Here is a 23,270-nt window from a genome sequence, read left to right on the forward strand (position 1 = left end):
GTAAGCGGCCACGAAGGAGAGAATTCCATATGAAAGCCATTCTGAAAGCCCCTTATCGCAAGGCTCTCGCTGTCGTCGGCATGTCTCTGGCGGCCTCGGTGGCGCTGGCAAGCTACTCAGGCGCCGCATTCGCACAGGATGCTGGAAAGCCTGCTGCTGCACCGGCTGCAGCCCCTGCAGAAAAGGAAGATCCGTCCAAGGTTCTGGCGACCGTCAACGGCAACGACATCACGGTCGGTGAAGTCGATCAGGCTGCAGGCGATCTCGATCCGCAGTTCTCGCGCCTTCCTGCCGAACAGCGCCGTCTGGCTGCGCTTGCTGCCCTGATCGACATCAAGGCGATGGCTGGTGAAGCGGAAAAGGAAAAGCTCGATCAGTCCCAGGAATTCAAGAATCGCATGGAATTCCTGCGTGAACGCGCGCTCCATAACGAATATTTCAAGGATGCTGTTGTCGACAAGATCAGCGATGACGATGTACGTGCGCGCTACGACAAGGAAATCGCAGCCATGCCACCGCAGGTGGAAGTGCGCGCTCGTCACATCCTCGTGAAGACCAAGGAAGAAGCCGAAGCCATCATCAAGAAGCTTGAAGGCGGCGCCAAGTTCGAGGACCTCGCCAAGGAGAGCTCAACCGACGGCACGGCAGCCAATGGTGGCGATCTCGGCTACTTCGCCGAAGGCCAGATGGTGCCGGAGTTCGAAAAAGCCGCCTTTGCGCTCAAGCCGGGTGAATACACCAAGGAGCCGGTCCAGACCCAGTTCGGCTTCCATGTGATCCAGCTCGAAGATCGTCGCACCAAGCAGCCACCGGCATTCGATCAGGTCAAGGACCAGATCCGTTCGATCATCATGCGCGAGCGTTATGTGGAAACCGTCAAGAAGCTGCGTGACGGTATGAAGATCGACTACGAGGATCCGGCTGTCGAGAAAGCCATGAAGGATGCCGCCGCAGCCCAGGAAGGCGCGGACAAGAATGACGCGCCGGAAGAAGCTGCTCCACAGCAGTAAAAACTGGCTTCAAATATCAACGCCCCGGCTTGCCGGGGCGTTTTTTATTCTGATCTTGCGTTTCTCGCTTGATTTTAAACAGCAAACCTTTCCAATGCGCGCGTCATATTTTGAATCCGAAATTCGCGTAACGCCGTTTGCTGGGCATCACGATTTTCGGGTTTCTACGAAACCGCATCCATCGAGGCACATATGTCCGCGTTTGTTTCTCCGCTCGCTCCCAAACACTACCCCACAATGCCGGTCGTCCATGGCGTGCGCATCGCTACCGCTGCTGCCGGGATCAAGTATAAGGGGCGAACGGATGTGATGTTGATGGTGTTCGACCGACCGGCTGAAGCCGCAGGGGTCTTTACACGTTCGCTCTGCCCATCGGCGCCGGTCGATTTTTGCCGCCGCAATCTCGTGTACGGAAAGGCCCGCGCGGTCGTCGTCAATTCCGGCAACGCCAATGCCTTTACCGGCGTCAAGGGTCGTGAAGCGACGGAAGCAACGGCTGAAGCTGCCGCCAGGGCGGTCGGGTGCGCCACAACAGATGTCTTTCTGGCTTCAACCGGCGTGATCGGCGAACCGCTCGATGCAAGCAAATTCGCGCATCTGCTCGGCGACATGAACAAGGATGCGGTCGAGGATTTCTGGACCGAAGCCGCCAAGGCGATCATGACCACCGATACCTATCCGAAGGTCGCGACCGAAACGGTGCTGCTCGGTCAGGTGCCGGTCACGATCAACGGTATAGCCAAGGGCGCGGGCATGATCGCGCCGGATATGGCGACGATGCTTTCCTTCGTCGTTACCGATGCACCGATCAAGGCTGACGTGTTGCAGAGCCTGCTCTCCAAGGGCGTTGGCTCGACCTTCAATGCTGTGACGGTAGACAGCGACACTTCTACATCGGACACGCTGATGCTGTTCGCCACTGGTGCGGCGGCAGAACGTGGTGCACCTGAAATTACTGATCCTGCCGACAAGCGCCTTGGCGAATTCAAGAAGGCGCTCGGCCGCCTCCTTAAATCGCTTGCGCTGCAGGTCGTGCGCGACGGTGAGGGTGCACGCAAGATGGTGGAAGTGGAAGTGACGGGCGCAAAATCCGCAGCGTCTGCCAAGAAGATCGCGCTTTCCATCGCCAATTCGCCGCTGGTCAAGACGGCTGTTGCCGGTGAAGACGCCAATTGGGGCCGCGTGGTCATGGCCGTAGGCAAGGCTGGTGAACCTGCCGATCGTGACCTGCTCGCGATCTGGTTCGGCGATATTCGTGTTGCGCATCAGGGCGAGCGCGATCCGGCCTATTCGGAAGCAGCGACGTCCACCTATATGCAGGGCGAGGATATTCGCATTCGCGTCGATCTGGGGATAGGCAAGGGCAAGGCAACTGTCTGGACCTGCGACCTCACAAAGGAATATGTCGCCATTAATGGCGATTACAGAAGTTGATCGAAGTAATGGAAAAGCCCAGCACCCCAAGTCTTGCCATCGTTCGCCAGCTTGAAGCCGTCGGCTTCCGTGCCTGGCCTGCCACGTCGGTTCACTATGACGGCACATGGGCGATACGCATGACTGCAGCGCATCCATCCCGGCGTCTCAACTCGATCAATCCGCTCGATCCCGGCGACACGCGCGATATTCCAACACGTGTGGAACTGGCGGCGCAGCGCTTTCGCGCCTATGGTCGTGTTCCCTGTTTCAGGCTTTCGCCGCTCGCACCGCGCGAGCTTGAGGATTATCTTGAAGGGCTTGGCTGGAAGCGCCAGGACGAAACCATTGTGATGACGGCGAATCTCGAGGAACTCGATTTGTCGGACGCCATCGACCAGATACCCCTGAAGGATATTGGGCGCTTCGTGGATGCCTCGCTTTCCATCCATGAAAGACCGGAGGATATGCGGCCCGGATTTTCCGAACTTCTTAATAGCGTTCGCCCGAACAAGGGCATGTTCGTGCTGGAGGAGGGCGGACGCGCCGTATCCAACCTGCTTTGCGTACAGGATGGCGTGATGGCGGGTCTATTCGATGTCGGAACCCTGCGCGATGCAAGGCGCAAGGGGCATGGACATGCGATTGTCGGTTCTGCACTCAAATGGGCCGTAAAGCTCGGTGCAAAGACGGCATGGCTGCAGATCGAGGCGGACAACGTTGCTGGACTTGCTCTTTACGAGAGCTTCGGCTTTCGGGAAGCCTATCGCTATGCCTATCGGGAGAGCAACGAGAAATGACCGAGGTAAAAGGACGCCGCATTCTTCTGGTCGCTGCTTGCGCACTGGTGGATTCGGATGGCCGGGTTCTACTGACGCAGCGCCCGGAAGGCAAGCAGCTGGCCGGGCTGTGGGAGTTTCCCGGTGGCAAAGTGGAACCGGGCGAAACGCCGGAAGAAACGCTGATCCGCGAATTGCAGGAAGAAGTCGGCATCACGACGAAAGCGGCCTGCCTTGCACCGCTGACTTTTGCGAGCCACACCTATGATGACTTCCACCTGCTGATGCCGCTCTATGTCTGCCGCCGTTATGAAGGTATCGCGCGGGGGCTCGAAGGGCAGGCGCTGAAATGGGTTCGTCCGAAGGATATGCGCGACTATCCGATGCCGCCAGCCGACGAACCGTTGATCCCGTTTCTGCTTGATCTGCTGTAGACCGGCCCCTGTCCACAACTGTGGAAAAAGGTTGGCAATTTCTTACGATTCCACTGGCCGGTTAATGTATGATTCACTCCGTTGAGGCATTCTCGTTTGGGAGCTGCCCCGGAGTCTTGAAGCATGAGTTTCGACAACAATTATTTTAGCGCTGATCACAACGAATATACGGCCAAGCCGCTAACGAAGGCTGGTCGCGGAATCCTGCGCGTTGTGCTGTTGTTCGGCTCTGCCGTTGTCGCTCTGGCTCTCATCATTGTGCCGGTTCTCAACGATCAGGCAAACAAGGTTGCAGCCCAGTCAGTGCTCCCGGTCGGGATAGACCGCACCATGACCGGCTCGATCAAGCGCGATGCTAGCACCCAGCCGCATGCAACAGGCCAGACGTATACAGTGCGCAAGAGCGTGCTTCAGCCGAGCCCCAATTCCGTCTGCATCATCGAGACAAACGGCAGCCACCACGGCGACTGTTAGCTGTCTTTCGCAGCCTTTTTTAGCGCTTCTGCCAGCGATGCTTTTGCAGAGCCCGGTTTCAATGGTTTTTGCTGCGATTCATGCGGCGCCCAGCCTGATAGCCAGATGACCGAGAAAGTGGCGCGGATGCGTCCATCCGGATCGGAGAACCGCTCGGCATAGATTTCAGCGGCCCGTAGGAAAAGGCGTTTCGAAACCGGCTTGCGGGAACGGTCGCGCAGGATGTTCTGCATGCCCATGGCGCGCAGATCGGCCATCAGGTTGAAGAGCGAATCGTAGCGCACCGTGATGTTGTCGACGTCGGTTACGGGCAGGGCGAAACCTGCACGTTGCAGAAGGCCGCCCACATCGCGCACGTCCGGGAACGGGAAAATGCGCGGCGAGGCGCCGCCTGTCAGTTCGATTTCCGCCTGAAGAAGACTTTCGCGCAATTCACCGAGTGTTCCACTGCCGCTAAGGGCCGCCAGAAAAAGTCCGTCCGGCTTTAGGGCGCGGGCGATCTGCACCATCGTGCCCGGTGTATCATTGGTGGCGTGAAGAGCCATTAGTGACACGATCAGATCGGTGCTGCCAGCTTTCAGCGGCAGCATTTCCTCGTCACCGACAATAGCCGGGAAAGGACCTCGCAGGAAATCACTGTCGCGTTCGATGCGGACAATTAGGTCGGCTTTGCCAGACTGCGCGATGGCTGCTGCAGCTACGCCGGTATGGCCAGCGAGATCGACGGCGACGGGAAAACGCCGCTCCACAGCGTCAAGGCGGTCGGCGAGATCGTCGGCAATGCGCTGCAACAGGAAATCTGCGCCGGGTTCGGCGCGCGCAAAGGCACGACGGCGAAACGAGAGCAGGAGATCGCGATCGAAAATCGCGCTATCATCGGTCGGCGCAGGCATGGAATCCGTCTTCTCTTTCGAGCAAGGTTCAGTACAATCGTTGCGGGGATAGATGCATTCGAATGGGGGCGAATGCAATGGCGGATGACGATAGAACGCATCAAACCTTTTTGCGCAGCGCGGGCGAAGGGCTTCGGCGGTTTGCCGGCAAGGCTTTTCGCTCCTCTGCGGACATGTTGTTTCCGCCGACATGCATCGGCTGCCGGGCGCATGTATCCGAACCGGGGACGCTGTGTCCGAAATGCTGGCCGGAGCTACGCTTTATAGAAAAGCCTTATTGCCCCGTGCTGGGCATTCCTTTCAGTCATGATTTCGGCGACAACTTCACGCGTGCTGAGGCGATTGCCGATCCGCCACCTTTCCGGCGTCTCCGGTCCGCCGTCTTGCATCGGGGCGCAGCGCATGGCGGTTTCGCTCAAGTTTCACGACCGGACCGATCTGGCCCCGTGGATGGCGCGCTGGATGCAACGCGCGGGTCGCGAATTGCTGGATGAATGCGAGGTCATTCTTCCGGTGCCTCTACTTCGCTGGCGGTTCTGGCAGCGGCGTTTCAACCAGTCGGCGGAACTTGCCCGCGCCCTGGCGAAACTGGAATCGAAACCCTTTGCGCCGCAAGGTGTGAAGCGTGTGCGTCGGACCGAACAGCAGATCGGCCTTGGTATCAAGGAGCGAAAGCGCAATGTGGACGGTGCGTTCCGCGTGCCGGAGGAACACGAGATTCATGTGCGCGGGCGACGGGTTCTGCTCCTCGATGACGTCTATACGACCGGCGCTACGGTCAAGGCGGTAACGCGGGCATTGCTGCGCGGCGGCGCGAAAAGCGTGGATGTGCTGACGTTCAGCCGCGTTCTACCGGATTGAGCCGGATAATTGGCTACACAGGCTCGTGAAAAGCGTCGGGGCTTCCAGATAACGTCTTTGCCGCTTATATAGTGGCCAAAACGATTGGAGTTTATGATGGTTGATGTAACGATTTACACGCGTGTCGGTTGCCCTTATTGCACCCGGGCCAAGGATCTTCTGACCCGCAAGGGCGTTGCGTATAATGAAATCGATGCAGGTGCATCGCCGGAACTGCGCGCCGAAATGCAGCAACGTTCGGGCCGTAACACCTTCCCGCAGATATTCGTCGGCTCCGTTCATGTCGGCGGATGTGATGATCTTTTCGAGCTGGAAGATCAGGGCAAGCTGGATGGTCTGCTCAAGACTGGCGAACTGGTTTAGAATTCGATCGGACAGGGAGAGGTCGATGAGCATGTTCCGCGCAGCAGCCGTCCAGATGCGGTCTGGCACAGACGTGGCCCGCAATATTGAAGCCATGGAAAAACTGGTCGCGGAAGCGGCGGTCAAAGGTGCGAAATATGTGCAGACGCCGGAAGTGACCGGGATCATGCAGCGCGACCGGCCATTGCTCGCACAGTCATTGCGCGATGAGGCCAACGATCCTGTCATGGCTGCCGCGGCGAAGCTCGCCTCGAAACACGGTATATTCCTTCATATAGGTTCGACCCTGATCAAGGGCGATGACGGAAGATCCTATAATCGCGGCGCGATCTTTGCACCGTCGGGCGAGAAGGTCTCAACCTACGATAAAATCCATATGTTCGATGTCGATCTCGACAATGGTGAGAGCTGGCGCGAATCGGATGCCTGTATTCCCGGCAAGGAAACTGTCGTTGTCGACCTGCCTTTCGCAAAGTTCGGCATGGCTGTCTGTTACGACATCCGCTTTCCGCAATTGTTCCGCGCTCAGGCTCTCGCCGGTGCCAATGTGATTACCGCTCCGGCCGCCTTCACGAAACAGACCGGAGAGGCCCACTGGCACATCTTGCAGCGTGCGCGTGCTATCGAAAATGGTGCATTCCTGATCTCTGCCGCACAGGGCGGTCTGCATGAGGACGGGCGCGAAACCTACGGTCATTCGATCATCGTCTCACCATGGGGCAAGATTCTCGCCGAAGCCGATCACGACGAGCCGGGCGTCATCCTGGCTGATATCGACGTGGCGGAAAGCGCTGCTGCACGCGGCAAGATACCGAACCTGAAGAATGCGCGGGAGTTCGATATCCGGACTTTTTCCGCGAAGCAGAAAGAGGACGCGTAATTTCCATGATCCGCTTTTCGCTTCATTGCGATCAGGGCCATGAATTCGAGGGCTGGTTTCGCGACAATGCCGATTTCGACCGTCAGTCGGAAATGCAGCTTGTCGCTTGCCCCGTGTGCAATTCGCAAGTCGTTCAGAAGTCGCTGATGGCGCCGGCGGTCTCGACAAGCCGTGGCAAGGAAAAGATTGCCATGGCGCTGGGCGATACGCAAAAGCAGATATTGGACGAAATGCGGGAATTGAGCCGCAAGGTTCGCGAGAATGCGGATTATGTCGGCGACAAATTTGCCGAGGAAGCCCGGAAGATCCATTTCGGCGAGACCGAAACACGTGGTATCTACGGCGAAGCGTCGCGCGAGGATGTGCATTCGCTGCTCGAAGACGGTGTCGACGTTCTGCCGTTGCCGGTATTTCCAGAAGACAAGAACTGATTGCCGTACAGGAGACAAGGCGCATGAAACTGACGGATTCTGCGCCTTTTTTGCTGATCGCAACCGGCACCTTGCTGGGCCTCATCCTGCCACTCGGCAAGATCGCTGCGCAGGCTGGTATTCCGCCTGCCATCTGGACCTTTTTGTTCTCGGCGAGTGCCGGAATCATTCTGTTCGCTGTTCTTCTTCTGCAGGGAAAGAAGATCGGCTTTTCAGGCGGAAGACTGCGTTACTATATCTGTACCGCGCTTATCTCCTATGCCGTGCCCAATCTCCTCATTCTTTCCGCCATTCCGCGCCTTGGCGCGGGGTTTACCGGCATCATGTATACGCTGTCGCCGGTCATCACGCTTGTTCTGTCGATGGGGTTCGGGTTGCGGCGTCCCAATGCACTTGGGATCGGCGGTATCGCTGCCGGGTTTATCGGTGCAGTGATGGTGGCAATGACGCGCGGCGAAGTGGGAAAACCTGCAGATCCATTGTGGATCGCCGCGGCATTGCTCATTCCGGTGTTTCTCGCCATCGGCAATGTCTATCGCACGCTCGACTGGCCGAAGAACTCCGATCCGACCGAACTTGCAGCCGGAAGCCATCTCGCATCGGCGCTGATGCTTTCTGCGGGAATATTCATATTCACCGGCCAGTTTCCGATTGAAACACTTGCATTCGCCCCATGGGCTGCATTGGCCCAGTCGATCGCATCGGCGGGCATGTTTGCCCTGTTCTTCCGGCTACAGGCGGTTGGCGGGCCGGTCTATCTCAGCCAGATCGGCTATGTCGCAGCGGCACTCGGGCTCATATCCGGAACGCTATTTCTCGGCGAACATTATCCACCTCTGACCTGGATCGGCGCGCTGGTCATCTGCGCAGGCGTTGCCATGACAACACGCGCACAAAGAGGTTGACCGTTTCGATCAGATTGAATCAGATCGGCGTTCTAACTGTCTATTTTACGCACATCTTGTCCGAAAACCGTTTCACACTTTTCGGGATGTGCTTTGATCAGGCAGGCCGTTCGGCAAGCACCATATAGTTCACATCGGTGTCGCGGGAGCGGCTCCAGCTGTCGGCCAGCGGATTATAGGTCACACCAAGCTTGTCGATGAGGCGCAGGCCGCCTTTCGCAAGTGCAGCTTCCAGTTCTTCCGGGCGAACCAGTTTTTCATACTGATGCGTGCCGCGCGGCAGCCAGCGCAGGACATATTCCGCGCCGATGATCGCCAGACCATAGGCTTTGAGCGTGCGATTGATCGTGGCGACGAACATCAGCCCGCCGGGCTTTACCATTTCGCTGGTGGCGGACATGAACAGGTCGACGTCTGAAACATGCTCAACCACTTCCATATTCAAAACCACGTCGAATTTCTCGCCAGTTTCAGCCAGCGCTTCTGCGGTCGTGGCGCGGTAGTCGACCTCGACGCCGCTTTGCGCGGCGTGGATTTTCGCCACTTCGATATTTGTGGTGGAGGCATCCGCCCCGATGACGGTCGCGCCGAGGCGTGCCATCGGCTCGCAGAGAAGTCCGCCGCCGCAGCCGATATCGAGCAGTCGCAGACCTTCGAATGGACGCGGCGCATTGGGATCGCGATTGAACTTAGCGCAGATCTTTTCCTTGATATAGGCGAGCCGCGTCGGATTGAACTTGTGCAAGGGACGGAACTTGCCCTGCGGATTCCACCATTCCGCGGCGATGCGCGAAAAATGCTCGATTTCCGAAGCGTCGATGGTGGTGCGGGCAGTTTCGGTCATTTCATTCTCCAGCGGCGGAAGCGTACAGTTCTGCTCTCAAGGTAGTACTCCAAAGTCAAGGAACAAATCAATTTCGCTCTCAAGCGGCCCGATACGAAGCGCGGCCTTGCGGAAGCGCGGCATTTTAGCTATGTGACCCCGGGTTTGCCTGTCGCAACAATATAAGGTTTGGGCGGGTGAGAGTGTAATTTTTCTAAACAGCGGGACGTAACCTTAAATGGCGCGCATCGTGATGAAATTCGGCGGCACTTCGGTAGCTGATCTGGAACGCATCTATAATGTGGCGCGCCACGTCAAACGCGAGGTCGAGGCAGGCAATCAGGTTGCTGTTGTCGTTTCGGCCATGTCCGGCAAGACCAACGAGCTGGTCGGCTGGGTGCAGAACATGCCGAAAGTATGCGGCGCAAGCTCGCCTTTCTATGATGCCCGCGAGTATGACACCATCGTCGCTTCCGGCGAGCAGGTGACGAGCGGCCTTCTGGCGATTGCGCTTCAGTCCATAGGCGTTGATGCGCGTTCGTGGCAGGGCTGGCAGATTCCGATCAAGACCGACAACGCCCATGGCGCTGCCCGTATTCAGGACATCGACGGTTCGGAAATCATCCGCCGTATGGAAATGGGTCAGGTTGCCGTCGTTGCCGGGTTCCAGGGCATCGGCCCTGACAACCGTGTGGCGACGCTTGGGCGTGGCGGTTCTGATACGTCTGCTGTCGCCATTGCTGCCGGTGTGAAGGCGGATCGCTGCGATATTTATACAGATGTCGATGGCGTCTACACCACCGACCCTCGCGTAGAGCCGAAGGCGAAGCGTCTTTCGAAGATTTCCTTCGAGGAAATGCTGGAAATGGCATCGCTTGGTGCCAAGGTTCTGCAGGTGCGCTCGGTCGAACTCGCCATGGTGCACAAGGTGCGCACTTTCGTGCGCTCGAGCTTTACGGACCCAGATGCGCCGGGCATGGGTGATCCGATCAACCCGCCCGGAACCCTTATTTGCGACGAGGATGAAATCGTGGAACAGCAGGTCGTCACAGGTATCGCCTTTGCGAAGGATGAAGCTCAGATTTCGCTGCGGCGCGTGGCCGACCGGCCGGGCGTTTCGGCAGCTATTTTCGGGCCGCTCGCCGAAGAGCACATCAATGTCGACATGATCGTGCAGAACGTGTCGGAAGACGGCTCCAAGACCGACATGACCTTCACCATTCCGACCGGCGATGTCGACAAGGCGCTGAAGGTGCTGGACAAGGTCAAGGGCGAGATCGGCTTTGACAATATCCAATCAGAAACCGGCCTTGCCAAGATTTCGGTGATCGGCATCGGTATGCGCAGCCATGCAGGCGTTGCCGCCACTGCCTTCAAGGCACTGGCCGAAAAGGGCATCAATATCCGCGCCATCACAACGTCTGAAATCAAGATTTCGATCCTGATTGACGGCCCTTATGCGGAACTGGCCGTGCGTACGCTGCACGCGGTCTATGGCCTCGACAAGTAAGCAGCCAGTTCAGATTCCATTTTGAAACATAGTTGTATGCAGGGCCGCGCAGCCGAAAGGGTGCGCGGCCCTGCAACATTTTGCGAGCAGCGACTATTTGTTCTGGACGCGGGTGTCAAAAATGCTCACAAAGGGATTGGCGTAACGCTTCGCGGGCGGGTATTGGGAATCGGCTGGCGGAATGCACGTCAGCAACCTGAAAGGAGCCCCCGACGATCATGCGTGAGCTGACAACCGGTCCCCGCGTACTGCTAAAGCGGTTGCGCGAATTGATGGCAGAGCCGCTGGAACCGCAGGCGCGCCTCGACCGGATCGTTCGTGAAATTGCTCAGAATATGGTCGCGGAAGTCTGCTCCTTCTATATATTGCGCGCTGACGGCGTCCTTGAGCTTTACGCTACCGAAGGTCTCAATCCGCAGGCCGTTCATCTTGCCCAGCTTCGTCTCGGTCAGGGTCTGGTCGGCACGATTGCCGCAAGCGCCCGTCCCCTCAATCTGACCGATGCGCAAAGCCATCCAGCTTTCGCCTATCTGCCGGAAACGGGCGAAGAAGCCTATAATTCCTTCCTGGGCGTTCCCGTTCTACGCGCTGGCCGCACTTTGGGCGTTCTTGTCGTCCAGAACAAGACCAAGCGGGCATATCGGGAAGACGAGGTCGAAGCACTTGAAACCACCGCTATGGTCCTTGCCGAAATCATCGCGACCGGCGACGGTCTGCGTCTGGCCCGTCCGGGCATAGAGCTTGATCTCGGTCGCCCGATGAGTGTGACAGGACAGGCTTTCAACGACGGTATCGGCCTTGGCCATGTGGTGCTGCATGAGCCGCGCATCGTCGTCACCAATCTTTTCAACGAGGATAGCCAAGCCGAGCTGAACCGGCTGGATGAAGCGCTTGGCAGCCTGCGCATATCCATCGACGACATGCTTTCGCGCCGCGATGTGGCGGTGGAGGGCGAGCATCGCGAAGTGCTCGAAGCCTATCGCATGTTTGCGCATGATCGCGGCTGGGTGCGGCGTCTGGAAGAAGCCATTCACAACGGCCTGACTGCCGAGGCGGCAGTCGAAAAGGTGCAGAGCGACACGCGTGCGCGCATGGTGCATCTGACCGACCCCTATATGCGCGAGCGCCTGTCGGATTTTGACGATCTCGCGAACCGTTTGCTGCGTCAACTTATGGGACGTGACATCAAGACCATCGCCGAATCGCTGGTCAAGGATGCCATCATCGTCGCGCGTTCCATGGGGGCTGCCGAACTTCTGGATTATCCGCGCGAGCGCTTGCGCGGTGTTGTTCTGGAGGACGGCGCCGCCACGAGCCACGTCGTGATCGTCGCCCGTGCAATGGGTATTCCGGTGGTCGGCCAGGCCAAGGGCATTGTATCTATGGCCGAAAACAACGATGCGGCAATCGTTGACGGCGATGAAGGCATCATGCATCTGCGCCCGCAGTCCGATCTGGAAACGGCTTATGCCGAAAAGGTTCGGTTTCGGGCGCGGCGTCAGGCCCATTATCGGGAATTGCGGGACAAGCCATCCGTCACGAAGGACGGCGTCGATATCTCGCTTCTGATGAATGCCGGGCTTCTCGTCGATCTGCCGCAATTGTCGGCTTCGGGTGCAGCGGGGATCGGTCTGTTTCGCACCGAACTTCAGTTCATGGTGGCCTCGACATTCCCGCGTGCCGAGCAGCAGGAACGTCTTTATCGCTCTGTCATCGAGGCGGCAGGCGACAAGCCGGTGACTTTCCGGACGCTTGATATCGGTGGAGACAAGGTTCTCCCTTACTTCAGTTCGACCGTGCAGGAAGAAAATCCGGCGCTCGGCTGGCGTGCGATCCGCCTGACGCTCGACCGTCCGGGATTGTTGCGCACGCAGTTGCGAGCGCTTTTGAAGGCGGCGGGCGGACGCGAGTTGAAAGTCCTGCTGCCGATGATCACGGAAGTCAGCGAAGTTAAAGCCGCACGCGAGATCATCGATCGTGAAGTCCGTCATCTGTCGCGGTTCGCTCATCAGTTGCCCATGGGGCTGAAACTGGGAGCGATGATCGAGGTGCCGTCGCTGCTGTGGCAGCTTGAGGAGCTGATGTCGCTTGTCGATTTCATCTCCGTCGGTTCAAACGATCTGTTCCAGTTCCTGATGGCGACGGATCGCGGCAACTCGCTGATGTCGGGTCGCTTCGATCAGCTTTCGCCTGCATTCCTGCGGGCGTTGCGCTTCATCGTGGAAACCGGCAATCGCCACGGTAAATCGGTTACCCTGTGCGGTGAAATGGCCAGCAGGCCGCTTCCAGCCATGGCGCTGGTCGGCATCGGTTTTAGGTCGATCTCCATGTCGGCGGCGGCAATCGGCCCGGTCAAGGCCATGCTTGATGCGCTGGACGCAAGCAAGCTTACGGCCTTGCTGGCGGAAGAGCTGGACAAGCCGAACAGCGCGCATTCGCTGCGCGAAATGCTGATGAGATTTGCGGAAGACAACGATATTCCGTTATAGCAAAGCAAATTGACCTGACTGAACGGTCGCGGTGCAGGATTGCGCGGCGTCCCGTTTTGCATTCTTGCACGCCGCTGATAATTTTTAGGACATGACATGATCGCATTGCCGCAGGACCGGATGGACCAGCTTTTGAAGCGGTTCTCAATGATCGAAAGCCAGATGGCCCACAATCCGGATTCGGAAACCTATGTGAAGCTCGCATCGGAATATTCCGAGCTGCAGGAGGTGGTTGGCAAGATTCGCGAACTGACCGATTCCCGCAAGGAAGCTGTCGATCTGGCGGCCATGCGTGACGATGCATCCACGGATGCAGAGATGCGTGCACTGGCGCTGGAAGAGCTGCCGGGCGTGGAAAAGCGGATTGAAGGACTGGAGCAGGAAGTCCAGATTCTGTTGCTGCCGAAGGACGCTGCCGACGAGAAGAACGCCATTCTCGAAATTCGTGCCGGTACGGGCGGTCTGGAGGCAGCACTGTTCGCCGGTGACCTGTTCCGCATGTATGAGCGCTATGCTGCCGAAAAAGGCTGGCGGGTCGAGCTGGTTTCGGCCAGCGAGGGCGATGCCGGTGGTTACAAGGAAATCATCGCCACCGTTTCCGGCAAGGGTGTGTTCTCCAAGCTCAAGTTCGAATCGGGCGTGCACCGTGTGCAGCGTGTGCCTGAAACGGAAGCTGGCGGGCGTATCCATACCTCGGCTGCAACCGTTGCGGTTCTGCCTGAAGCCGAGGATATCGATATCGAAATCCGCAACGAAGATATTCGCATCGATACGATGCGGGCGTCCGGTGCCGGTGGCCAGCACGTGAACACGACTGACTCCGCGGTTCGCATTACGCACATCCCGACTGGTATCATGGTCGTTCAGGCTGAAAAATCCCAGCACCAGAACCGCGCACGCGCGATGCAGATTCTCCGTGCACGCCTTTACGACATGGAGCGCCAGAAGGCAGAAACCGAACGTTCTGAATCACGTCGCAGCCAGGTCGGTTCGGGCGATCGCTCCGAGCGTATCCGCACTTATAATTTCCCGCAGGGACGCGTCACCGATCATCGCATCAACCTGACGCTCTACAAGCTCGACCGGGTTATGGAAGGTGATCTGGACGAACTGGTCGATGCGCTGATTTCCGATCACCAGACCGCACTTCTGACGGAACTGGGGCATTAGAGTGCGTTTCGATCTGATTCGAGCAGATTGGCCAGATCGGCGCTCTAGATATTTGTTTTGAACCGCGCATCTTTTCCGAAAACCGTTTCACACTTTTCGGGATGCGCTCTAAGGGTGAGCGAAATGCGTCTCGACCGCCTGATGGCTGATGCACGGACGAGGCTTCGTGCGGCAGAACTGGATACGCCAGACCTCGATGCACGGCTCCTGGTCGAATGGGCAACCGGCAAGACGCGGCTCGATCTGATATCCGCACCTGAGCAATTGGTTGATTCTGCGGTAATCGAGAAGCTTTCCGATGCGCTGGACCGCCGTGAAAAGGGTGAGCCGGCTCACCGGATCATGGGTGTTCGCGAGTTCTTCGGCCTGCCTTTCCGGCTCTCCGCTGCTACGCTTGAACCGCGTCCCGATACGGAAGTGCTGGTGGAGCTGGTCATTCCGGCGCTGGAAGCGCTTGCGGTGCAGAAAAACACGCTTGAACTCCTTGATATGGGAACGGGAACGGGCGCGATCATCATCTCGCTTCTGCATCGCTTCGAGCGCGCACACGGCATTGGTCTCGACATGGCGGAGGGGGCGCTTGCAATGGCGCGAATCAATGCTGTCGCCAATGGCGTGTGTGACCGGTTCGCAGCGCTCAAAAGCGACTGGTTTGAAAATGTGAGCGGGCGGTTTCATCTTATCGTCTCAAACCCGCCCTATATTCCGCATGAAGACATTGCCGGACTGTCGCGCGAAGTGCGCGAACATGACCCATTGGATGCGCTCGACGGTGGGTCTGATGGACTGAATTTCTACAGAGCCCTTGCACAGAAGGCAGCAGATCACCTATATAAACAAGGAATGGTTGCCGTAGAGATTGGCGCCGGACAATTCCAGGATGTTGAAGTGCTGTTCGAAAGCGCAGGTTTTTCCCTCGCAGGACATGCGAGTGACCTTGGCGGCCACAGAAGGGCCATGCTTTTCGCGTATAAATCAAATACGTAATTTTGATGCGGCGAACCGCTAAAAAACACTTGGAATTTGCGGCGAAGCCGTTTAGTTTCCGGCCACCGTATACAGCCAGAATGGTTTTGCCCGCTGATGGGCGGTGGCGGAAATGCTCCATGACGATTTTTGGTCATGCTCCCCGAAGGTTCTTTGGGGATGGCTTGTGCGGAAGTACACGACTTTCAAGCATAATCTCGAAGAGCAGAGCTTTTCGGAATGGTTATGCCTTAATGCAACCGCGGAGTTTTGGTGACCCATAGAGGTACCTAACTCAGGAGCAGTCGATTTGTGGGAAGTTTTTAGGGCGTACTTCCTCCATGGCTCGATAGCGTGAAACCGGCAGCTTTTTGGCTGTGGAGTTTCTACGCCCTTTAATCTGAAAAGAGATGAATATGAGGCCAGCACAGCAGAACAGGCGCATGCGCGGACGGGGGAATAACAATAACAACAACAACAACCGCAAGGGCCCCAATCCTCTGTCGCGCAATTACGAAAGCAATGGCCCGGATGTGAAGATCCGTGGCAATGCGCAACATATTGCAGAAAAATACTCGGCACTTGCGCGGGACGCACAGGCATCTGGCGATCGCGTGATGGCGGAAAATTATCTTCAGCACGCTGAACATTACAACCGCATCATCATGGCGGCCATGGCGCAGAATCCGGTGCCGTTCCAGCGCGAGGAAACCTTCGACGATGACGGTGCGGATGATGAGGAAGCAGGCTTCACGCCTGTTGCAGCACAGCCACAGCCCGTCAACGGTTCCGGCCCGCAGCCGGTTATCGAGGGCACGCCTGCCGAGGTCGTTTATGGCGAAGATGGTGGCGAGCCGGTAAAGTCCGGTGAAGGTCGCCAGCAGCCGCGCGAGCGCGACAACCGCGATCGTCGTCTGGGTCGTGGCCGCCGTCCGCAGCGTGAGCGCTTCAACGCTGACGAGCGTTCTGACGAACAGCCGCAGGAAAAACAGGCTCAGCCGGTGGCTGAAGAGGCTCCGGCTGCAGCCGTGGTCGAGCAGGCAGCACCAGTGGCCGCGGAGGCCGCTCCTGTTGCCGATGCATCTTCTGCGGATGAGGCCGCGCCACGTCGCGCCACGCGTCGTCCTGGTCGTCCGCGCCGCGCCGCCAAGGATAGCGGTGATGAGACGCCGGTAACGGAATCTGCGGATTCCGACGCCTGATCGTCCCTGTGTATAAAGTTAAAAATGGCGCGGTTTCCGCGCCATTTTTATTTGGTTCTTCAAGTGTCTGTAACCCTTGCCGAAACCCGGCCATCGTCCCATATGCTGTCTTGGAAAGAAGTCCGCCCAGTGTGGGGGCTTCGTCACCATACATCTTCTGGTGCCGCTTGATGGGCCGGAAGGCAAAGGAGACATCATGAATATCGAAAAATATACGGAACGCGTCCGGGGCTTTATCCAGTCTGCACAGACTTTCGCGCTGTCGTCCGGCAACCAACAATTCACACCCGAACATGTGTTGAAGGTTCTCGTCGATGATAACGAAGGACTTGCCTCGTCCCTGATCGAACGCGCGGGCGGTCGCATTGCCGATGTGCGCATCGGCTTGCAGAATGCGCTCGAAAAGCTGCCCAAAGTGTCGGGTGGCAACGATCAGCTTTATTTATCGCAGCCGCTTGCCAAGGTCTTCTCGCTTGCCGAGGAACTTGCCAGCAAGGCTGGTGACAGCTTCGTCACCGTCGAGCGCCTTCTGATGGCGCTGGCGATGGAAAAATCCGCAAAGACGTCTGAAATTCTTTCCGCTGCCGGTGTGACACCGACGGCGCTCAACAAGGTCATAAACGATATGCGCAAAGGCCGCACCGCCGATTCGGCGTCCGCTGAAAGCAATTATGATGCGTTGAAGAAATATGCCCGCGATCTGACCGAGGATGCGCGTGCAGGCAAGCTTGATCCGGTGATCGGTCGCGACGAGGAAATCCGCCGCACGATTCAGGTTCTGTCGCGCCGCACCAAGAACAATCCGGTTCTGATCGGCGAGCCGGGCGTCGGCAAGACCGCAATCGCGGAAGGTCTGGCGCTTCGCATCGTCAATGGCGATGTGCCCGAATCCTTGAAGGACAAGCAGTTGATGGCGCTCGATATGGGCGCGCTGATTGCCGGTGCCAAATATCGTGGTGAGTTCGAAGAGCGTCTGAAAGCAGTACTTTCGGAAGTGCAGACGGCTGCCGGCCAGATCATCCTCTTCATCGATGAAATGCATACGCTTGTCGGTGCAGGCAAGTCTGATGGCGCGATGGATGCATCGAACCTTTTGAAGCCTGCTCTTGCACGCGGTGAACTGCACTGCGTTGGCGCGACGACGCTGGAAGAATATCGCAAATATGTCGAGAAGGATGCAGCGCTTGCCCGTCGTTTTCAGCCGGTATTCGTTGATGAACCGACCGTCGAGGACACGATTTCGATCCTGCGTGGCCTGAAGGAAAAATACGAGCAGCATCACAAGGTGCGTGTTTCGGATTCGGCTCTGGTTGCTGCGGCAACCTTGTCGAACCGTTATATCACCGACCGTTTCCTGCCCGATAAAGCCATTGATCTCGTCGATGAGGCGGCATCGCGCCTGCGCATGCAGGTTGATTCCAAGCCGGAAGAGCTGGATGAAATCGACCGTCGCATCATGCAGCTGAAGATCGAGCGCGAAGCGCTGAAGGTTGAAACCGATGCTGCTTCCAAGGATCGTTTTCAGCGCCTCGAAAAGGAGCTGACTGATCTGGAAGAAGAATCGGCGGAACTGACGTCGAAATGGCAGTCTGAAAAGCAGAAGCTCGGACTTGCTGCTGATCTCAAGCGCCAGCTTGAAGAGGCACGCAATGCTCTCGCCATCGCACAGCGAAGCGGTGAATTCCAGAAAGCGGGCGAACTGGCCTATGGCAAGATTCCCCAGCTGGAGAAGCAACTTGTCGAAGCCGAAAGCCATGAAAACAAGGGCTCTCTGCTTGAAGAGACTGTTACGCCTGACCACGTGGCGCAGATCATCTCACGCTGGACCGGTATTCCGGTTGACCGGATGCTGGAAGGCGAGCGTGAGAAGCTGTTGCGCATGGAAGACGAACTTGCGAAGCGGGTCATCGGGCAGGGCGAGGCTGTCCAGGCCATCTCGAAGGCGGTTCGCCGTGCGCGCGCCGGGCTTCAGGACCCTAACCGGCCTATCGGCTCGTTCATCTTCCTCGGCCCAACCGGTGTCGGCAAGACGGAGCTGACCAAGGCGCTCGCCGCGTTCCTCTTCCAAGACGACGCGGCCATGGTTCGTATCGACATGTCGGAATTCATGGAAAAGCATTCCGTGAGCCGGTTGATCGGCGCACCTCCCGGCTATGTCGGCTATGAAGAAGGCGGCGTTCTGACGGAAGCCGTTCGGCGCAGGCCCTATCAGGTGATCCTGTTCGATGAGATCGAAAAGGCGCATCCGGATGTGTTCAACGTGCTGTTGCAGGTGCTGGACGACGGACGCCTGACCGACGGACAGGGCCGCACGGTTGATTTCCGCAATACGGTCATCATCATGACCTCGAACCTCGGTGCTGAATATCTCGTCAATCTTGGCGAGAAGGACGATGTCGAGTCGGTTCGTGAGGAAGTAATGGGCGTGGTGCGGGCTGCCTTCCGTCCGGAATTTCTGAACCGTGTCGATGAAATCATCCTGTTCCACCGGCTGCGCCGTGAAGACATGGGTGCGATTGTCGATATTCAGATGCAGCGTCTCCAGATGCTTCTGACCGATCGCAAGATCGTGCTGCAGCTGGAAGAAGATGCACGCGAATGGCTGGCCAACAAGGGCTATGACCCGGCTTATGGCGCGCGTCCGTTGAAGCGCGTCATTCAGAAAGAAGTTCAGGATCCGCTCGCCGAGCGCATCCTACTGGGCGACATTCTGGATGGTTCCATCGTCAAGATTACCGCCGGTTCGGACAGGCTCAATTTCCATCCGATTCGCGGTGCGCTTGAGGATGAAGGCCAGAAGATCGACGAGAACGCCTGAACGTTCAAGAATTGAGGTTATTGGGCGTCGCAACCGGATAGGTTGCGGCGCCATTTTCATGTCTGGCGTGACAAGTTTTCCAGCTTTCCTTCGATGTTGGCCATTTTCATGTCCAGTTCATCTGGCATCTGCTTTATCAGCTAATCAGTTATTAACCATATTCGCGGCATCCATGGACTCTCGATCACCCAGGGCATTCTTCATGGCGCATTACACACGCATGCTTCGTTTCGCTTTGTTTGCTTCCGTCGCGGTAACTGCCGTCAACGGTACAGCGCGCGCGGAGGAGGGCAGTTTTGCAGTGGCTACCGAACGCCCGGTACAGCTTGCGCAGCTTTATGATCCGGGTGAAGAAATCTATCATGATCGCCGGGTACGGGTCTTTATCGACCAGTATGGCCGCCGCGTTACCATGGATCGTCGCGGGCGTATTCTCAGTGTCGAGGACGCCAATAATTATGACCCGAACGCTTATGACCGTCGGGTTCGCCGCGCACCGCAGCCAGACGACAACTGGACGCTCGATGGTCCAGTCGACGGTGGCGCTCCCTATGACGGTTTCGGCAACGTGCCCGAAGATCCGAACTATTACCCGGACGCTCCGGCGGCACCGCAATATGGCGGCAACCGTGATGGACAGGTGCAACGGTCGGAACTTCCTCCGGCAGGCGATCAATATCCTGACAATACAAGCACCAATTCAGCCAGTGCCAATCCCGGTTATGATGGCCAGCAGGATTATGGCCAGCCGGGTTATGAACAAAGGGGTGTTCCCAATCCGAGCGACATGGCTCCGGCAATCGAAATGCCGAAAGGGCAGGGTGCAAAGGAAAAGATCGCAGCCTATCAGATACTGCTCGACCGCGCCGGTGCATCGCCCGGCGTCATTGACGGTCGTTCGGGCAGCAATGTCGACAAGGCGGCTGCCGCCTATGGCGAGCTGACCGGAAAGTCGATCAATCCGACAGACGAAGCGGCGGTCAATGCGGAACTTGAAGCCACAGGTGGCCCAGCCTTCACCGAATACACCATCACCAACGAAGACGTGGGACGGCAATACGTTGCTTCCATCCCGGAAGATTACGCCCACAAGGCGCAGCTACCGGCCATGGCCTACACGTCGGTCACCGAAATGCTCGGTGAAAAGTTTCATATAGACGAAGCCTATCTGAAAGAGATCAATCCTGGGGTGAACTTCAACCAGCCAGGTTCAATTGTGAAGATTCCGAACCTCGGCGAGCCTGTCAGGACCAAGGTGGCCCTCATCATCGCCGACAAAGGACGCAAGCAGGTTCGCGGCTATGACGAAGCCGGCAAGCTGGTCGTTGCCTATCCCTCGACCATTGGTTCGTCGGACAATCCGTCACCTTCCGGCGTTGTTCAGGTCGAGCGCATCGCGATCAATCCGAACTACACCTACAATCCAAAGATCAACTTCAAGCAGGGCAATAATGATAAGGTGCTGACCATTCCGCCTGGGCCAAACGGGCCGGTGGGAACAGTCTGGATCGCGCTTTCCAAGCCGACCTACGGCATTCACGGTACGCCGGAGCCATCGAGAATCGGCAAGACGTCAAGCCATGGCTGTGTGCGATTGACCAATTGGGATGCGGAAGAGCTGGCAAAGTTGGTGAAAGCTGGCGTAACGGTCGAGTTTACCGAGTAAGCATTTCAGTGAATTCAAAGAGAAAGGCCGGGGCGTATCTCCGGCCTTTCTCTTTATCAGCTTTTCGTCGATCCGTTCGAGGCAAGCTTGGTGCCGTTGTCATCACTGTTCAACAGAGTGTCGATGCGATCCCGTTCCTGCTTGAAGGCTTCGAGCTCCTTGCCCGAAAGCGCCTTGTTATCCGGTAGACGAATGCGCAGTGGGTCGACCTTGGTGCCGTTCACGATCATTTCGTAGTGAAGGTGAGGACCGGTGGAAAGACCCGTCGACCCCACATAGCCGATCACCTGTCCCTGCCGCACACGGGCACCGGCGGTAACGCCGCGGGCGATGGCGTTCTGGTGGCTATAGCTGCTCACATAACCATTGGCATGACGAATCAGGGTCTGGTTGCCATAGCCATTGGTCCAGCCTGCCTTTTCCACCACGCCATTACCGGACGCGATGATCGGCGTGCCGCGTGGCGCGGCCCAGTCCACGCCGGTGTGCATGCGGCTGTAACCAAGGATCGGGTGGCGGCGCATGCCGAACGGTGAGCGGAAGACACCATTGGGAACCGGATTGCGGAGCAGGAACTGTTTCGCGCTTTTGCCGTCGCCGTTGAAGTAGTCGACGCTCCCGTCCGGAGCTTGATAGCGATAGAATTTGCGGGTCGTGCCGCCGAAATTGGCCGAAACATAAAGAAGCTGCGAATCGGCTTCCGGTTTGTCGGGATCGTCCGGCAGCGAGAAGAATGCGTCGATCTGGTCACTCGGTGCAAGCCGTGACTGCAGGTCAACATCGCTTGCGAGCATCTTGACGAGCTGTTCGCGCATCGTCTCCGACATACCATAAGCAAGCGCGGCCCGGCTGATCCCGTCATAGACACTGGGTAGATTACCCCGAATGGCCGTAGGCAGGGCATTGCCATCGAAAGCCGTCTGCAGGAGCGGGGTCTGTTCCGGTTCGTCGGACGGAATATATTGTCCCCGGTCGTTGAGGGCGACTGTCACCAGATGCGTGGTGCGATTATAGATGCTGGCGCGCACGATACGGTCCGTGCCATCCTGCGTCTCGGTGCCGACACGCAAAACGCTGCCTTCCTTGAGACGCGGCGAGTTCATCAGCTTGGCAAGCGAGTCGGCCATGTTCTCGGCATCGTCGCCGGTATAACCGGCGTCCTCAAGCGCCTGCTTGATATCGGCCGTCTGACGGAAAGGAATCAGTTCTTCCGAAAAGCCTTCGCCAACCGTCTCGTCATCGCCGCGCTGTGCGACACTGACATTCTCCTGTGTAATCTTCACGCCAAGCGCGGGGCCAAGCGCGAAAGGCGAGTCCGTGCCGCCGAAACGAGCGGGATCGACATAGTGGAGCGATGCAACCTGCACGTCGCCGTCGGTCAGAAGACCACCGGTATCCCGCACAACCTTCTCGACCTCATCCACTGTCAGGTCGCTGGATGCATCGAATGTCGTGCTGTTCATCGGAAAATCGACAACACGCAGACTGACTTCGCTTTCGACCTTGGCGCCGTAAATCTGACCGGCATCGGCAGGCTGCGGTGCCGCGGGTCCTTCCGAAAACACGGTGAGGGCGTTGAAAGCAGGATATTTGCGGCTGGTCGGGTGATCGACGGCGAGAGCCATGCGGACAAATTCGAATGGTCGCGTGCGAATAACTTCGCGTTCACCCACTTTCTGCATCGTCGAAAGATCGAAACGGCGCCGGTCGCGCGCCTTTTGCTGAGAGACGGTGCTGACAAGACGTCCGCCCTTGGTAACAGCGGCTTCGTCGGTCGCACCGGGCATGTCGTTACGGGCAAGGATTTCAGGCGGGGTCGCCAGCTGTTCGCGCCCGTCCAGAGCGGCAAACAATGCAACGCCGATCAGCATGCAGGACGTAACGCCGGTCAGGAACGTTCCAGCGAGCCAGCGGGCAGAAACTTCACGACGATCTGGTGGCCGCCGCCGTCCGCCTACACTGAGCGGGGGCTCGTCACCCGGATCGAGATTGTTCGGCCCCATCTCTTTCATACTGCTGTAGCCGGTCCTTCTTTATAACTGACCGCACAAAACGTGCTTGAAATCGTTTGTCGGAAAAGCGGACAAACCGCCAATCCGGTATTAAGGTGTCTTCCATTCTGTCGGAAGGCTCCCAAACGGGCATGTGAGTTTTGCCTGCCGAAGAAACGTAAGTCAACGACA

The 23,270-nt window shown here is 57.7% G+C and carries 19 protein-coding genes and 1 pseudogene; 17 read left to right on the top strand and 3 right to left on the bottom strand.

Translation table 11 applies throughout. The features are described from left to right. Positions 1–29: 29 nt before the first annotated feature. The 5 genes from AAE521_RS24455 to AAE521_RS24475 all read left to right on the top strand — a co-directional run bounded on the left by AAE521_RS24455 (position 30) and on the right by AAE521_RS24475 (position 4,110). Positions 30–1,010 carry a peptidylprolyl isomerase gene (locus AAE521_RS24455; RefSeq protein ID WP_342062802.1) on the top strand — a complete coding sequence of 327 codons (981 nt, stop codon included), beginning with the start codon at positions 30–32 and terminating at the stop codon, positions 1,008–1,010. A gap of 192 nt (positions 1,011–1,202) precedes the next feature. Beyond that, a complete protein-coding gene (argJ, locus tag AAE521_RS24460) occupies positions 1,203–2,444 on the top strand; it encodes a bifunctional glutamate N-acetyltransferase/amino-acid acetyltransferase ArgJ (protein WP_071634127.1) in 1,242 nt (413 codons plus the stop codon). 8 nt (positions 2,445–2,452) lie between these two features. Then, complete coding sequence (locus AAE521_RS24465; protein WP_071634136.1) at positions 2,453–3,223, top strand: GNAT family N-acetyltransferase; 771 nt, start codon at positions 2,453–2,455, stop codon at positions 3,221–3,223. After that, complete coding sequence (gene mutT, locus AAE521_RS24470) at positions 3,220–3,636, top strand: 8-oxo-dGTP diphosphatase MutT (RefSeq protein WP_010657503.1); 417 nt, start codon at positions 3,220–3,222, stop codon at positions 3,634–3,636. The genes AAE521_RS24465 and mutT overlap by 4 nt, the downstream gene beginning before the upstream one ends. 123 nt (positions 3,637–3,759) lie before the next feature. Beyond that, positions 3,760–4,110: a hypothetical protein gene (locus tag AAE521_RS24475; protein ID WP_071634128.1), complete on the top strand. Its 351-nt coding sequence runs from the start codon at positions 3,760–3,762 to the stop codon at positions 4,108–4,110. Here the strand turns inward: AAE521_RS24475 and AAE521_RS24480 are convergent. Continuing rightward, positions 4,107–5,003, bottom strand: coding sequence for a methyltransferase domain-containing protein (locus AAE521_RS24480; protein ID WP_342062803.1), 897 nt, complete (start codon positions 5,001–5,003; stop codon positions 4,107–4,109). The two genes, AAE521_RS24475 and AAE521_RS24480, sit on opposite strands and share 4 nt — an antisense overlap. Before the next feature lie 77 nt (positions 5,004–5,080). Between AAE521_RS24480 and AAE521_RS24485 the strand changes: the two are divergent. From AAE521_RS24485 to AAE521_RS24505, 5 genes and pseudogenes are all read left to right on the top strand, one after another. Continuing rightward, positions 5,081–5,864, top strand: a pseudogene (locus AAE521_RS24485) (ComF family protein). A 96-nt stretch (positions 5,865–5,960) separates the two neighbouring features. Then, positions 5,961–6,227 carry a glutaredoxin 3 gene (grxC, locus tag AAE521_RS24490; RefSeq protein WP_029929749.1) on the top strand — a complete coding sequence of 89 codons (267 nt, stop codon included), beginning with the start codon at positions 5,961–5,963 and terminating at the stop codon, positions 6,225–6,227. 25 nt (positions 6,228–6,252) lie between these two features. Next, positions 6,253–7,107 carry a carbon-nitrogen hydrolase family protein gene (locus tag AAE521_RS24495; protein ID WP_071634131.1) on the top strand — a complete coding sequence of 285 codons (855 nt, stop codon included), beginning with the start codon at positions 6,253–6,255 and terminating at the stop codon, positions 7,105–7,107. A 5-nt stretch (positions 7,108–7,112) separates the two neighbouring features. Then, a complete protein-coding gene (locus AAE521_RS24500; RefSeq protein WP_010657497.1) occupies positions 7,113–7,538 on the top strand; it encodes a DUF1178 family protein in 426 nt (141 codons plus the stop codon). 23 nt (positions 7,539–7,561) lie between these two features. Next, positions 7,562–8,443 carry a DMT family transporter gene (locus AAE521_RS24505; RefSeq protein ID WP_342062804.1) on the top strand — a complete coding sequence of 294 codons (882 nt, stop codon included), beginning with the start codon at positions 7,562–7,564 and terminating at the stop codon, positions 8,441–8,443. Positions 8,444–8,540: 97 nt separating this feature from the next. Here the strand turns inward: AAE521_RS24505 and ubiG are convergent, their stop codons facing one another. Further along, a complete protein-coding gene (gene ubiG / locus AAE521_RS24510) occupies positions 8,541–9,287 on the bottom strand; it encodes a bifunctional 2-polyprenyl-6-hydroxyphenol methylase/3-demethylubiquinol 3-O-methyltransferase UbiG (protein ID WP_071634132.1) in 747 nt (248 codons plus the stop codon). A gap of 217 nt (positions 9,288–9,504) precedes the next feature. On the opposite strand from ubiG, the gene AAE521_RS24515 reads away from it, so the two are divergent. The 7 genes from AAE521_RS24515 to AAE521_RS24545 all read left to right on the top strand — a co-directional run bounded on the left by AAE521_RS24515 (position 9,505) and on the right by AAE521_RS24545 (position 21,087). Next, positions 9,505–10,776 carry an aspartate kinase gene (locus tag AAE521_RS24515; protein ID WP_010657494.1) on the top strand — a complete coding sequence of 424 codons (1,272 nt, stop codon included), beginning with the start codon at positions 9,505–9,507 and terminating at the stop codon, positions 10,774–10,776. A gap of 218 nt (positions 10,777–10,994) precedes the next feature. Next, entirely contained in the window at positions 10,995–13,265 is a 2,271-nt protein-coding gene (gene ptsP, locus AAE521_RS24520) for a phosphoenolpyruvate--protein phosphotransferase (RefSeq protein WP_010657493.1), read from the top strand. A 96-nt stretch (positions 13,266–13,361) separates the two neighbouring features. Next, complete coding sequence (gene prfA, locus AAE521_RS24525; protein WP_071634133.1) at positions 13,362–14,435, top strand: peptide chain release factor 1; 1,074 nt, start codon at positions 13,362–13,364, stop codon at positions 14,433–14,435. 123 nt (positions 14,436–14,558) lie between these two features. Next, a complete protein-coding gene (gene prmC, locus AAE521_RS24530; RefSeq protein WP_235817737.1) occupies positions 14,559–15,422 on the top strand; it encodes a peptide chain release factor N(5)-glutamine methyltransferase in 864 nt (287 codons plus the stop codon). Between the two features lie 395 nt (positions 15,423–15,817). After that, entirely contained in the window at positions 15,818–16,603 is a 786-nt protein-coding gene (locus tag AAE521_RS24535; RefSeq protein WP_029375796.1) for a DUF4167 domain-containing protein, read from the top strand. 196 nt (positions 16,604–16,799) lie between these two features. Beyond that, a complete protein-coding gene (gene clpB / locus AAE521_RS24540; RefSeq protein WP_071634134.1) occupies positions 16,800–19,421 on the top strand; it encodes an ATP-dependent chaperone ClpB in 2,622 nt (873 codons plus the stop codon). A gap of 202 nt (positions 19,422–19,623) precedes the next feature. After that, complete coding sequence (locus tag AAE521_RS24545; protein ID WP_071634135.1) at positions 19,624–21,087, top strand: L,D-transpeptidase; 1,464 nt, start codon at positions 19,624–19,626, stop codon at positions 21,085–21,087. Between the two features lie 56 nt (positions 21,088–21,143). Here AAE521_RS24545 and AAE521_RS24550 read toward each other — a convergent pair whose 3' ends face one another. Next, positions 21,144–23,099: a M23 family metallopeptidase gene (locus AAE521_RS24550; RefSeq protein WP_012091212.1), complete on the bottom strand. Its 1,956-nt coding sequence runs from the start codon at positions 23,097–23,099 to the stop codon at positions 21,144–21,146. Positions 23,100–23,270 lie beyond the last annotated feature (171 nt).

The organism is Brucella cytisi (genome assembly GCF_038433355.1).
GTDB classification, from domain to species: Bacteria; Pseudomonadota; Alphaproteobacteria; order Rhizobiales; family Rhizobiaceae; genus Brucella; species Brucella cytisi.